Genomic DNA, 13,139 nt, shown 5'->3' with positions numbered 1-13,139 from the left:
GTCTCTCGTTTCTAGGACTTGGCCCCCAGCTCGGCGCTGGCGAACAGGAACATGGTCAGCTCTTGCTGAACGCTGGGGTCGATGGCCAGGAACTCGACGCCGATCTCGAAGACCCCGTTCTCGGCGGGGACGAGGCGGCGCACCGCCCCGGTGACGGTGATGAAGATGGACGGGTCCAGCACCAGCTGGAAGTCGATCTCGAGCCCGACGGGCGGCTGGCAGCCCGTGGCCGCGAAGCGCATGCCGCCCCCGCTGATGTCCAGGGTGCGGCCCAGCCGGTAGAAGTCGCCGGGCAACTTGTAGCGAACCGGGATCTCGACCTGCTTGCGGAAGTGCCGCCGGCGCTGCTCGATCACGACGTCCTGGCCGAGCGCGAGGGTGACGCTGTCGTCGCCGATCACGGCCACGGCGGCCGAGCGAATGATTCGCGCCCCGCCCTCGCCGTCGTACTGGACCTTGAAGCTCTGCTTGGACTTGAAGATGGTGCCGGGCGGGACCAGCACGGTGATCTGCTTCGGCGCATGGACGGTTGCCACCTCGGTCTCGAGGGGGCCGTCGCCGAGCTGGAGCTGGAGCAGCTTACCCGAAGAAGGCAGGGGGGCAAGCAGGCTGTTGGCCATGCTCAGCAGATCCTTGGTCTCGATCGGCTTCAGGAGGGCCCCTTGGGCCCCGTAGGCGGGCGAGTAACGCTTGTGGCGCTCATCGGTGGAGAGCAGGAGCACCGGCAGGTGCTGGGTCGCCTCATTGCCGCGCAGGAGCTGGCACAGCTCGAGGCCGCTCTTGCCGGGCAGGGCCACGTCGACGATCAGCAGATCCGGCGGTTGCTTGGTACAGAGGGTCAAGGCCTCCATGCCGTCGTTTGCCAGGAGCAGGTCGTATCCCGCCTGTTGAAGGGTCATGGTGAGGTTGCGTTGCATGAGCCGAGAGCTGTCGGCGACCAGAATTGTCGGCATGTTCATTGCATACCCAGCTTGTGACCGATTTTGTCCGCGTGGGGCCTGGCTTTTGGCCAAAGTGGCGCAAAGAAGGATCCGATGCGCCCCTGACCGGTCTGACGCTCCTGCTCGCGCGGCGTGACGCATCCCACCGACGCCGCATCCGGCGGCAAGGGATGATGGAGCCGTCGTTTAGGCGTTTGAGGAGGTCGTAGGCCCATGGTGACCCACGGCGGTCGTTGTCCCTTGTGCAAGAACCGGACCACCCCCGGGGTCGGAGCCCGCGCGGGCTTCTGGATCTGCATGCCGTGCAAGACCGTGTTCGACAACTACGGCCAGATCTACCAGTCCGTCGCCGAGCGCGTCGCGTCCGCCCCCCCCATGGTCGTGGGCATGAACTTCGAGGTGCCTCCGACGGGGATCGAGGCAGAGCGGCGGTACTCGGTCGTGCCACGCGCTCGCCTTCGCAGGGGCGGCTAAACTTCTTGCTGATCGTTTCCAAGGCTCACCCCCCGGCGGTTTCCGTCGGGGGGTGAGCCTTGAAGCGTCTATTTGTGATAAACTTTCGTCTATAAAATAATTTGTTTGGCATCATGACTAGTGTTCGTACGATGTTTCAATGAGGTTTTTAGACTTGAACAAACGGACTTACGCCCTCGCGCTCAGCCTTTCGATGCTCGCCGCCCTTCCCGCCCACGCCCAGATGCGTGGCTCGGCTTCCACGCCCGTTGCGGCGGCCCCCGCGCCTTCGGTCTCGGCGGCGCGCCCCAACGTTTCGCTCAGCGTCTTCATCGGGCCTGCCTTCGAGCTCGGCAACCGCGCCCTGATGGTCGATCGGACGACGACCGTGACCGAGAGCAGGGTCGTCACCGGCAACGACGCGGTGAACAGCACGACCGTCAAGCCCACCGACAAGCCGGCCACCCGCGAGAACGGCCTCGGGGTCATGTACGGCCTGGACGCCACCTGGTGGGGCGGTAGCCGCTTCGGCCTCGGCGCGGGCCTGTTCGGCGCCAACGTGTGGGGCACCACCTCCACCGAGGCGATGCACCTCTTCGGCCAGTCGACCGATGCGCTCAAGGGCACCTCGACCACCTCGAACAACACCACCGACACCCGCTCGGTCAGCGACACCATGACGATCTCGACGCCGTTTGCGAACTACGGCGCGACGATCACCGCCCCTGCGGCCAACGCTGCGAACACCGTCTTCACCACGAGCTACACCCGCAACGGCGGCAACATCCTGACCCTGCGGCAGGGTGATTCGAGCACCGCGGCCAACACCCCCAAGTCGACCTATGCCGCCGAGGGCGGCATGGCGTACTCGGTGGCGCGCAGCTTCATGGTCAACGACCTCACCTTCCACGGGGACTACGTGCTGGCCGACGGGCCCATGGGCACCGTGTCCTTCTTCGGCGGCGTGACCATGCCCATCGGCGCAGCCAAGCAGGAAACCACTGCCAAGACGGTGAAGGGGGACAAGGCCGAGGGCGCTGCCAAGCAGACCGAGACCCAGTTCGACGCGACGGGCACCAAGACCACCGAGATCGTGACCGAGACGACCGCCAAGGACAACTCCGTGGCGGACTCCTCGTTCCTGGCCATGGGCCCGATCATCGGCCTCAGTGCGTCCTACAACGTCAATCCCACCCTCACCCTCTACACCAAGGTCGGCTACGCGCCGGTGCTGATCGGCTCGACCACCACCAACACCACCAACACCAACACCTCCAAGATCTTGACGACGACCACCCCGGTCAACGGCGCCAAGACCACCCAGTCTAACGAGGGCAACACCACCACCTCGAACATGGCGATCGCCGGTTTGAGCGGCACCGAGACCATCGGCTCGATCGGTGCCGGCTACAAGGTCGGCATGGCGACCCTGATCGGCGAGGGGACGGCCCGGGCCTACAACCTCGGCGGCGTCTCCGAGCTGGTCTACGGCCTCAAGCTCGGCGCCGGCTTCAACTTCTAAGCGGCCAAGACAAAGCCCCCGGGAGAACGTTTCTCCCGGGGGCTTTTCGTTGCTGCGTTACTTGTGCGCGGGCTGGTGTGCGGGCTGGCCGCCGCCGCCCATGACCTTGTTTTCGCTCGCGACCAGGTCCTTGAGGCCCTTGGAAAGGGCCTGGGTATCCTTGACGGCATCAGGCGACTTCTTGTTGATGCTCGTCTCGGCCTTGGCCGCCATCTTGTCCAGATTGTTGATCTGGGTCTGCATGTTGGAAGGGGCCTTGCCCTTGGCCTGTTCGATGAGCGTCCGGCTCTGCTGGACGTCGCGGGCAGCGCCCGTGTAGTCCTTGTGCGAGAGCAGGATGTTGGCGTCGTCCGCCTTCTTCGAGGCCTGCTGGATGAGGGTGGCGCCGGTCTGCGTGGTGGTCGTGCTCGTCCCGCCGCTCTGCGCGGGGGCGGTGGTCGTCGTGGGCGCGCGCTTTTCCGTCCCGCCGCCTCCGCCGCCTTGCTGCGCGTTGTGTCGTTGGCATCCGATGAGCGCCACCGAGAGTGCCAGGGCGATGCCGATCAAACCTTTCATGCAAGAGCCCCCTTTCGAATGGTCCGGGCTGCTCGCCCAGAGCCTGCGCGATCCCGAGGGTAGCGTAGCCCCGTCCTGGCGCAAAGAAAGGAGCGACGAATGCCCGGAGACTCTCCGGGCATTCGTCGCGAGGGGTGTGGCTTTGAAGGATTTAGACCGTCTGGGCGGTGAGCTGCGCGAGCTTCTCGGATTGGTCGGCCGAGATGAGGGCGTCGATCACTTCGTCCAGGTCGCCGTTGAGGATGCGATCGAGCTTGTTGAGGGTCAGCTTGATGCGGTGATCGCTCACGCGGTTCTCGGGGAAGTTGTAAGTGCGGATGCGCTCGGAGCGATCGCCGGTGCCGACCTGGCTCTTGCGCTCGGAGGCGTAGGCCGACTCGGCGGCCTGGACCTTGGCGTCCAGCAGGCGGGTGCGCAGCAGCTCGAGGGCGCGGGCCTTGTTCTGGAGCTGGGAGCGCTCGACGGTACAGGCGACGGCCACGCCGGTGGGGATGTGGGTGACGCGGACGCCCGATTCGACCTTGTTGACGTTCTGACCGCCGGCGCCGCCCGAGCGGAAGGTGTCCCAGCGCAGGTCGGCCTGGTTGATCTCGATGTCCACGTCTTCGGCCTCGGGCAGCACGGCCACCGTCGCGGTCGAGGTGTGGATGCGGCCCTGGGACTCGGTGGCGGGCACGCGCTGGACGCGGTGGACGCCCGATTCCCACTTCATGCGCGAGTAGACGCCGTCACCCTTGACCAGGATGGAGGCTTCCTTGATGCCGCCCAGGTCCTGCTCCTGCAGGTCCATGACCTCGACCTTCCAGCCGCGGCCTTCGGCGTAGCGGGTGTACATGCGCAACAGGTCGCCCGCGAAGAGGTTGGCCTCGTCGCCGCCGGCGCCGCCGCGCAGCTCGATGATGATGTTCTTGTCGTCGTTGGGGTCCTTGGGCAGGAGCTGGAGGGTGAGCTTTTGCTCGAGATCCTCGATGCGGGGCCCGAGCTCCTCGATTTCGGCCTCGATCAGCTCGCGCAGCTCGGGGTCCGATTCGCCCTTGCGCATGGCCTGCGCGTCGGCGAGCTGCTTGGTGGCTGCTTGCCAGGCGTGGAAGAACTCGACCGTGACCTCCATGTCGGAGCGGGCCTTGGCGTACTTGCGCAGCTGGTCCTGGTCGGAGAGCACCGCGGGGTCGCTCAGGCGATCGCCGAGGTCGTGGTAGGTGCGCTCCACTTCGTGGAGCTTATCGATCTGAATCTTTTCGAGCATGTGCCTCACCTTACGTCGCGTTCAATCTCTTGATTATAGCATCGCGCCGCCCCCTCGGGAGCCCGTAAGCCCCCTGGCGAGCGGTTGCGGCGGGGATTTCGAAGGGGAACTTAAGATCAGGCCAAATTTTTCGTCACCAAGGGATTGACCCGGACCGGCGAAAGCGATATAGTAAACCTTGTTCCAAGCGGATGTAGTTCAGTGGTAGAACACCTCCTTGCCAAGGAGGGGGTCGAGAGTTCGAATCTCTTCATCCGCTCTCAATTTTATAATTTACCCTGCGGATGTAGTTCAGTGGTAGAACACCTCCTTGCCAAGGAGGGGGTCGAGAGTTCGAATCTCTTCATCCGCTCTAGAGGCCCCTCGCAAGAGGGGCCTTTGCTTTTGAGTCCCCCCGCCCCCGGTGGGGCGGGAAAACGATTGGAGGTTCGTATGAAGTTCCTGCACACCCGCCTCAAGGTGCGCGACCTGGAGCGCGCCATCGCCTTCTACGAGACCAACTTCGGCTTCAAGGTCCGGACGCGCCACACCTCGGGCCGTGGCTCCCAGCTCGCCCACATGCAACTGCCGGGCGGCGGCACCGAGCTGGAGCTCGCCTACCTGCCCTGGGACCCGGACTTCAAGCTCGACGAGGACATCTTCCACATCGCCTTCGGGGTCGACTCGGTCCGCGACACGGTCGAGGCCATGCGCCAGCGCGGGGTCAAGATCACCGAGGAGCCGCACCAGACCAGCTCCGGCTGGATGGCCTTCATCGAGGATCCGGACGGCTACGAGATCGAGCTCCTGGGCCAGTAGGGGATTCATGCTCAAGCACGCCCTGTACCTGGACCCAGAGACCGGCAGGGTCCAGGACGTGCCCCGCGGCGAGGTCTGCCCCCGGCCCAAGGGAGTCATGTGGATCGACCTGGAAGGGACGGACCGCGCCGATGTGGAGTGGCTGAAGGGCTGCTTCGGCTTTCATCCCCTCGCGCTCGAGGACTGCCTCAAGAGCGGCCAGCGTCCCAAGCTCGACCACTACGACGGCTACGCCTTCCTCGACTTCTACGCGGCGGCCTTCGATGCCGAGCGGTCACGCCTGACGACCGAGGAGATCGACCTCTTCCTCGGCGAGGGCTACCTGGTGACGGCCCATAAGGCGCCCATGCCGGTCCTGGACGAGGTTCGCCGGCGCTGGGAGACGGCCGCCGAATCGAAGACCGGCGGTGCGAGCTACCTGCTCTACATCCTGCTGGATACGGTCGTCGACGACTACTTCCCGGTCGTGGACCAGATGGAAGAGCAGCTGGAGGTCCTCGAGGAGATGCTCTTCGAGCGTTTCGAGCAGTCGGTCATCACCCGGATCTTCACCCTCAAGAAGGATCTCCTGCTCATGCGCAAGGTCGTGGCGCCGACGCGGGACGTGTGCCTCTTGCTCTTGCGGCGTGAGAGCCACTTGATCGCCCCAGGGACCGCGGTCTACTTGCAGGACGTCTACGACCACCTGATCCGCGTGACCGACTCGATCGACACCTACCGCGACCTGGTCTCGGGGGCGGTCGACGCTTACCTGTCGGTCACCGCCAACCGGACCAACGACACCATGAAGCGCCTGACCTCCATCTCGGCGGTCCTGATGAGCGTCACCCTGGTGGCGGGCATCTACGGCATGAACTTTCAGCACATGCCCGAACTGAGCTGGAAGTGGGGCTACGAGTTCGCCCTGGGCCTGATGATCGCGATCGCCCTGGGGCTGACCATCCTCTTCAAGGCCCTGCGCTACTTTTAGAACATCTAGCAAAACCAAGCGAGGGTCTGGATATGGCCGCCGCAGGCGGCTTGAGCGCTCGCTGCCCTCGCTCATGACGGCGCGGTGAACCTACTTGACCGGGGGCGAGCACCAGTAGGTCTGGGTTCACGTACTGCCGTTCGCGCCACGACGTTTGCCGTCACCTTCCCGGATGTGCTGCTCCAGCCAGGCGGCGATGCTCTGCTGCCGTTCCGGTGGGAGGGTCTGAAGGAGCTCCGCGGTGAGGTCGGCGATCGTCCGGCGCTTCAGCACGTTCATCCATGCGGCTTCCGCCTCGCTCATGGTGCGGTGGATGGAGCACGGCAGCCGGCATGCCTCCGGGGGCGCACCGATCGGCCCACGCTGGCGGATCTCGGTGCAGCGGAAGGCTGGCTCCGGCCCTTCTATGGCTCGGGCTACGTCGAGGAAGCTCACCTCTGTGGTGGGGCGTGCCAATCGATAGCCGCCCCGAGGGCCTGGAACCGAGCCCAGGATCCTGGCCGCCACCAAGGCCTTCAGGTGCTTGAGTAGGTAGCTCTCCGAGACGCCATGGAATTCCGCGAGCGTCTTACCCGCCAGCACTGCGCCCTCCGGCAGCTGTGATAGCAGCCAGACGCTATGCAAGCCCCATTCCACCCCATCGCTCATCCGCATAGCAGCACCATAGCAGGGATCTCCGGGAGACTCAATCGATTGGCATTAATATGGATTGACAATATCCACGATAAAATTTATCTTCGATTATGAACCGGACCTTCGTGCTGAACTGTCCAGCGCGAAGGTCCTATCCCTGGCAACCGGAAAAGAGAGAGAGGTATGACCATGCGATTGAACTACCCGCAGCTCGCCCCTAAAGCGATGGAGGCGATGTACGGCTTGGAGCGTTACATTAGCGCGTGTGGGCTGGAGAAGTCCTTGATCGAGCTCGTCAAAATTCGAGCCTCTCAGCTCAACGGCTGCGCCGCCTGCCTCGACATGCATACCAAGGACGCGCGGGCGGCGGGCGAGAGCGAGCAGCGGCTCTACTTGCTATCGGCCTGGCGCGAGGCCTCATTCTACACGCCGCGCGAAAGGGCTGCGCTGGAGCTCACGGAGGCGGTCACACGGATCACGGACAACCATGTTCCGGACGAGCTGTTTGAGCGGGCGCGCCGTCATTTTACCGACGAGGAGCTGGTCAACCTCACCTTCGCCATCGCGACCATCAACAGCTGGAACCGCATCGCCATCACCTTCGGCCGCGAGGCAGGAACGGAGCAGGCCACCGCAGCCGTTGCTCCCTGAGAATGAGGAAGGGGGGAAGCCATTTCGGCTTCCCCCCTTCTTTTGTCTAGGTTTAGAGCGACTTGAGGGCGTCGACGCGGCCGTAGCCGTAGTGGGTGTCGAAGGCGCCCGACATGCCGGCGGTGCGGACCGCGGCCCCTTCGATCTTGGCCTTGACCTGGGCGGCGTTGAGGCTGGGGTTGCTGGCGCGGACCAGGGCGGCGAGACCCGCGACGTGGGGAGTGGCCTGCGAGGTGCCGGTCATGTAGCAGTAACCGAGCGCCATCTTCATCCCGTACTTCTCCATGCCGGCCTTGTTCTTCTCGTACTGGGTCAGGCCCGAGACGCGGTAGCTGGGGAAGCTGCTGAGGATGCTGTAGCCGGGGGCGGTCACCGAGATCCACTTGCCGTACTGCGAGAAGCTGGTGACCTTGTCGTTGATGTCGGTGGCGCCGACCGAGATGACGCCGGGGTAGGCGGCGGGGTAGCTTTCCTGGCCGCTGCCGTTGTTGCCCATGGCGGCGACGAGCACCGCGCCCTTGCTCAGGGCGTACTTGACGGCTTCGGCGCCGGTCTTGGTCGCGGCGGGACCGCCCAGGCTCAGGCTGATGACCGTGGCGCCGTGATCGGCGGCCCAGCGGATGCCTTCGGCGACCGAGGCGTCGGAGCCCGAGCCGTCAGCGCCCAGAACCTTGATGGGCATCAGCTTAGCGCCAGGAGCCACGCCGATGTAGCCCTGCTGGTCGTTCTTCTTGCTGCCGGCGATGCCCGCGCAGTTGGTGCCGTGACCCTGGTCGTCCGCGGCGCTCTTGCCGGGCTCGGCGGTGTTGATGCCGGGGACCAGCTTGCCCGCGAAGTCGGGGTGGGTCAGGTCGAGACCGGTGTCCACCACGGCGATGACCTGGCCTTCGCCGGTGGTCTTGGAGTGGGCGTCAAGCGCCTTGATGAGCTTGGGACCGTAGGAGCCCTGGAAGTTGGGATCCTGGCTGCGGTTGCGCGAGGCCTCGGCGGCATCCTCGAGGGTCTTGGGGATGATCATGCGGAGGTTGGGCTCGACGTACTCGACCGAGGGGTCGGCCTCGACGCGGTCGATGGCGCGCTGCACGTTGCCGTCGGTGACCGCGTTGACCTCGACGCCGGGCATCTGGGTAAGGCGCACGCGCTTGATACCGGCGATCTTGAGGGGGGCGGCGTTCTCGGTCTTGCGCTTGACGATGAGCTGAGCCTGGCCGCCCACCGAGTAGACGTTGCTCATGGGGATGGTCTGACCATCGTTGCGGATGGCGCTGCCAACGGTGTCGGGCATGCTGCAACCGGCGAGAACGACGGAGGCAAGCGCGCCGAGGGCCAGGGCGAGACGGGTGGTGCGAAGCTTCAAGGCGTATCCTCCGATTCAGACAACGACAGGGTTACAACGGCTGTTAAGAGGGTTATCGGAAAGATCGGGGAGAGCTTGTCTTAAGCTTCGATGAAGCTTAGTTGATCACCACAGGCGCGGGGTGCCCGTCTCGCGGGGCGCGAACTGCACCGTCAGGCCACTTGGGCCCGGTGCGCCGAGGGCGCGCCGCACGCCGGCGGCAAGCCCCGTGGGGGTCGGGTGGCGCTCGCGCCAGCCTACATGGCCGTCGGGCCGCACCAGCGCTGCATCGCCGCCCGTGGCGCGCCATGCGCGGAACAGGGTGCCGGTGGCGTCCCGGTAGTCGCCGGGAGCGGCCTCGCAGGTGCCCGCGACGATCCGCACCACCTTGAGGCCCGGGACGTCGGCGCACAGGCTCGCGATGGCCGTGCGGTCCCAGCTCGGCAAGCGCCCATCCTCGAAGAGCAAGAGCGTCGCTTCGCGCGACACCAGATCGAGCAGCCGTATTGATTGACCCTGGCGATCGATCAGTTCGCCGTCGGGGGCGCGGGCGCCGAGCCATGGGCCCTCGCCGCTGATCAAGGGCGAGGCCTCGTAGCGCACATCGAGCATGGCGGCCTTGGGGGCGAGACGGCGCACAATCGAGGGCATCCCAATGAGCACGCGCAGGGCACGGGCGATCCGCGCGCGGGTGGCGGCGCCGGGCAGCAGCAGTAACCGGGTCAGACGGTCGGTGTAGCGATCCACCACCGAGAGGACCTCTTGGCGCCGCTCGGCTTCGTAGGAGGTGAGCAGGGCCTCGGTATCACCGCCGTGTAGGGCCCGCGCGAGCTTCCATGCGAGGTTGTGGGCGTCCATGATGCCGCTGTTCATGCCCTGGCCACCGGCAGGGCTGTTGATGTGGGCCGCATCCCCCGCGAGCAGCACCCGCCCCAGCCGGAAGTGGGGGCTGGTGCGGCAGTGGATGTGGAAGGCGCTCGCCCAGACCACCTCGACCTCGCCCGGGCCGAAGAGGGCCTCGATCCGTCGCTGGACCCCCGCTTTGGAGATCGCTTCTTCTTCGGTTTCATCGGGCGCAAGAATGCCGATGAGGCGCCAGCGCCCCGGCTCGAAGTGGATGGCTGCGCCCAGGCCGCCGTCGAGGGCCGCGAAGCGCGGCCATGGCTGATCGTTTCGGGCATCCGGCAAGTGAAAGTCCGCGAGCATCAGCCGGCTCGGATAGGTCTTGCCCACCAGGTGCCATCCAAGTCGCTCGCGGACCGTGCTATGGGGCCCGTCACAGCCGAGCAAGTAGTCGCCCGTCAGATCGTAGGAGGTGCCTTCTTTCGGCACGACGGTCGCAATCACCCCTGAGGCGTCCTGGGTGAAGGCCGTCAGCTTCGCGCCGAAGCGCACCTCGGCGAGGCCCAGCTCCTTGAGGCGCGCGAGCAGCAGGGCTTCGGTCCGGTCCTGGGGCAGGATGAGGATGCCCGGATCGGCCGTGAGGGCCGAAAGCGAGGAGAGATCGAGCGTCGCTTGGGGTTCGGGGCTATCGGGTGTCCAGATCGCGATCCGGCTGAGGAAGATGCCGGCCGTCAGGAAGCGATCGCGTACCCCCCAGGCCCGGAAGATCTCGAGGGTGCGGGCGTGGCACCCCAGGGCCTTGGACTGGGTGCTGAGCCCTTCGTCCTCTTCGAGGACGATCGAGGGGATGCCGTGGTGCGAGAGGCCAAGCGCGAGCGAGAGGCCCACCGGCCCAGCCCCTGCGATGAGGACCCGTTCTGCCATGGCGACGCTCCTGCATGTAAATCGCCCGGAGACGGCGACGTCTCCGGGCGATTGAAAGTCCATTATCTCCTATTACGGAGGGTGGGTCTCCCGTTCAAGACTTTCGTCCTGGTGGCGAGAGTTCCGCCGAATCCCGATCCTGGTATCCGACCGAAGCCGGGCTCGGAACCGAGATCCTTTCTGGAGGATGGGGAGACTCTACTGCGGCCCTGGGGTGCTGACAACAGAGGAGCATTCCAAATCTGCGCTTTAGAGCGGCTTCGGGAACATGAACGAGTTCAGCTTGTCCAGCTGGGTCTGGGGCCCCATGACAAGCAGGGCGTCGCCCGGGAAGAGGGTGTCGTCAGGGTCCGGGTTGGGGACGACCTCCCCTTCGCGCCGCAGGGCGATGGCGCTCAGGCCCAGCAGGTTGCGTAGATCGAGGCTCCGCAGGCTCTGCCCGCTCATGGGCGTGTCGGGCTTGACTTCGAGCCAGACGAAGTCCGCCGCCCCCAGCGCCTCTTCGAGGCCCAGGATCGTCGAGGGGTCGAAGGCGTCCTCGAACTGGCGGTAGCGCTGTTTGCGGATCTGGTGGCTGTAGCGGTAGATCTCGCGGTTGGTGTAGCCCAGCTTGGCGAGGGTGTAGCGGATGACTTCGATGCTCGCCTCGAACTCGGGCTGCACGACCTCGTCGGCCCCCAGGCCGTACAGCTCGTCGATGTCCACGGTGCGGTGAGCGCGGGCCAGGACGTCCAGCTGGGGGTTGAGCTGGCGGGCGTTCTTGACCGCCAGTCGGCAGCTGGTCGCATCGGGCAGGGCCGCGATGAAGAGCTTGGCGAGCGGGAGCTGGGCGTGCTTGAGCACCTCGATGTTGGAGGAATCGCCGTACATGCACGCGATGCCGCGTTCGCGCAGGTCCTGGATGACGTTCTGGTCGCTCTCGATGATGAGTAGCGGGTAGCCGTGCCGGATCAGGACCTCGCCCAGGTTGGCGCCCACGCGCCCGAAGCCGCAGATCACCACGTGATCGACCAGGCCGGTGAGCTCGCTGGTGGCCAGGGGGGTCTTCGAGCCCTTCGGCTGCGCGCGCCGAGCCCAAGGCAGCTTGGCGAAGGCCAGGTACAGGGGGGTGGCCGCCTGCATCATGAAGGGGGTCAAGAGGATGGTGACGAGCGCGCCCGTGAGGATCAGCGAGAAGAGGTCCTGGGTGATGAGGCCCTGCTGCTGACCGAGCTTGGCGAGGATGAAGGTGAACTCGCCGATCTGGGCGAGCCCCAGCCCCATGGCGAGCGAGGTGCGGCCCGAGTAGCCGAAGAAGCGCGCGATCGCAAAGACGATCAGCGTCTTGCCGATCACGATCGCGACCGTCAGGCCCGCCACCGCGGGCAGATTCGCCACCAGGAAGGCCGGGTTGATGAGCATGCCGACCGAGACGAAGAAGAGGGTCGCGAACAGGTCGCGCAGGGGCAGCACGTCGGCGAGGATCTGGTGGCTGTGGTCCGACTCGCTGACGACGATCCCCGCGATGAAGGCTCCCAGCGCGAGCGAGAGGCCGATCAGGTACGAGGCCGCGGCGGTGCCGAAGCAGAGGATCACGGCCGAGAGCAGGAAGAGCTCCTTGTTCCCGGTGCTCGCGACCTTCTTCATGAGGACGGGGAAGAGCTTGGTACCGAGCAGCACCACCACCCCGAGGAAGGCGGCCGCCTGGGCGAGCGCGATGAGCATGGGCATCCCCAGGATCTTCGCGGGGTCGCCCAGGTTGGGCATCATCGTCATGATGATGACGACCGAGAGGTCCTGGACGATGAGGATGCCGAGGATCGCCCGGCCGTGCGCCGAGTCGATCTCGCCGCGCTCCATGAGGACCTTGAGGACGATGATGGTGCTCGACAGGGCGATCATGCAGCCGAGCAGGATACCGGTCCCGAGCGCGAGCCCGAACCAGCCGGTGGCGAGCACCGTGAGCCCGACGGTCAGCAGGATCTGGGCGCTGCCGCCCAGGATGGCGAGCTTCTTGACGGGCTTGAGCTCGGAGAACGAGAACTCGACGCCCAGGGCGAACATGAGGAGCATGACCCCCAGTTCGGCGAAGGTCTCGATGGTATGGAGGTCCGAGACGAACTTGAGGCCGTAGGGGCCGACGATCAGGCCCGCGATGAGGTAGCCGATGATGACGGGCTGTTTGAGGCGGAAGAAGATGAAGCCCATGACGAGGGCGGCCGTCAGGACCGCCGCCAGGTCCTTCAGCAAGGGAAAGAGTTCCATGCGCAGCTCCTTGAATTGAGAGG

General features: G+C 65.6%; 12 protein-coding genes and 2 tRNA genes. 7 read left to right on the top strand and 7 right to left on the bottom strand.

All coding sequences use genetic code 11. The features are described 5' to 3' along the window. Positions 1-11: 11 nt before the first annotated feature. Positions 12-953: a response regulator gene (locus J7643_10645; protein ID MBO9541035.1), complete on the bottom strand. Its 942-nt coding sequence runs from the start codon at positions 951-953 to the stop codon at positions 12-14. Between the two features lie 201 nt (positions 954-1,154). On the opposite strand from J7643_10645, the gene J7643_10640 reads away from it, so the two are divergent. After that, positions 1,155-1,415, top strand: coding sequence for a hypothetical protein (locus J7643_10640; GenBank protein MBO9541034.1), 261 nt, complete (start codon positions 1,155-1,157; stop codon positions 1,413-1,415). 154 nt (positions 1,416-1,569) lie between these two features. Next, the gene (locus tag J7643_10635; GenBank protein MBO9541033.1) at positions 1,570-2,916 is read left to right on the top strand and encodes a hypothetical protein; all 1,347 of its coding nucleotides are present in this window, start codon (positions 1,570-1,572) and stop codon (positions 2,914-2,916) included. A gap of 57 nt (positions 2,917-2,973) precedes the next feature. Here the strand turns inward: J7643_10635 and J7643_10630 are convergent, their stop codons facing one another. Further along, a complete protein-coding gene (locus tag J7643_10630; GenBank protein ID MBO9541032.1) occupies positions 2,974-3,471 on the bottom strand; it encodes a hypothetical protein in 498 nt (165 codons plus the stop codon). A 151-nt stretch (positions 3,472-3,622) separates the two neighbouring features. Then, positions 3,623-4,705: a peptide chain release factor 1 gene (prfA, locus tag J7643_10625; protein MBO9541031.1), complete on the bottom strand. Its 1,083-nt coding sequence runs from the start codon at positions 4,703-4,705 to the stop codon at positions 3,623-3,625. Positions 4,706-4,904: 199 nt separating this feature from the next. Here prfA and J7643_10620 point away from each other — a divergent pair. The 4 genes from J7643_10620 (at position 4,905) to corA (ending at position 6,485) form a co-directional block, all read left to right on the top strand. Continuing rightward, positions 4,905-4,976, top strand: a tRNA-Gly gene (locus tag J7643_10620). A gap of 21 nt (positions 4,977-4,997) precedes the next feature. After that, a tRNA-Gly gene (locus tag J7643_10615) sits at positions 4,998-5,069 on the top strand. Between the two features lie 80 nt (positions 5,070-5,149). Next, positions 5,150-5,515: a VOC family protein gene (locus tag J7643_10610; GenBank protein MBO9541030.1), complete on the top strand. Its 366-nt coding sequence runs from the start codon at positions 5,150-5,152 to the stop codon at positions 5,513-5,515. 7 nt (positions 5,516-5,522) lie between these two features. Continuing rightward, a complete protein-coding gene (gene corA, locus J7643_10605; GenBank protein ID MBO9541029.1) occupies positions 5,523-6,485 on the top strand; it encodes a magnesium/cobalt transporter CorA in 963 nt (320 codons plus the stop codon). A 126-nt stretch (positions 6,486-6,611) separates the two neighbouring features. On the opposite strand, the gene J7643_10600 is transcribed toward corA, so the two are convergent. Beyond that, positions 6,612-7,139: an Rrf2 family transcriptional regulator gene (locus tag J7643_10600; GenBank protein ID MBO9541028.1), complete on the bottom strand. Its 528-nt coding sequence runs from the start codon at positions 7,137-7,139 to the stop codon at positions 6,612-6,614. A gap of 162 nt (positions 7,140-7,301) precedes the next feature. On the opposite strand from J7643_10600, the gene J7643_10595 reads away from it, so the two are divergent. Continuing rightward, on the top strand, positions 7,302-7,769 hold the full coding sequence (locus J7643_10595) for a carboxymuconolactone decarboxylase family protein (GenBank protein MBO9541027.1): 468 nt from the start codon (positions 7,302-7,304) through the stop codon (positions 7,767-7,769). A gap of 52 nt (positions 7,770-7,821) precedes the next feature. Here the strand turns inward: J7643_10595 and J7643_10590 are convergent, their stop codons facing one another. The 3 genes from J7643_10590 to J7643_10580 all read right to left on the bottom strand — a co-directional run bounded on the left by J7643_10590 (position 7,822) and on the right by J7643_10580 (position 13,116). After that, positions 7,822-9,126, bottom strand: a complete 1,305-nt coding sequence (locus tag J7643_10590) for a S8 family serine peptidase (GenBank protein ID MBO9541026.1) — start codon at positions 9,124-9,126, stop codon at positions 7,822-7,824. A gap of 105 nt (positions 9,127-9,231) precedes the next feature. Further along, on the bottom strand, positions 9,232-10,872 hold the full coding sequence (locus J7643_10585; protein ID MBO9541025.1) for an FAD-dependent monooxygenase: 1,641 nt from the start codon (positions 10,870-10,872) through the stop codon (positions 9,232-9,234). Between the two features lie 249 nt (positions 10,873-11,121). After that, entirely contained in the window at positions 11,122-13,116 is a 1,995-nt protein-coding gene (locus J7643_10580) for a cation:proton antiporter (GenBank protein MBO9541024.1), read from the bottom strand. Positions 13,117-13,139 lie beyond the last annotated feature (23 nt).

The organism is bacterium, assembly GCA_017744355.1.
GTDB lineage: Bacteria > Cyanobacteriota > Sericytochromatia > S15B-MN24 > UBA4093 > JAGIBK01.
This window is presented reverse-complemented; position numbering and strand designations above follow the sequence as displayed.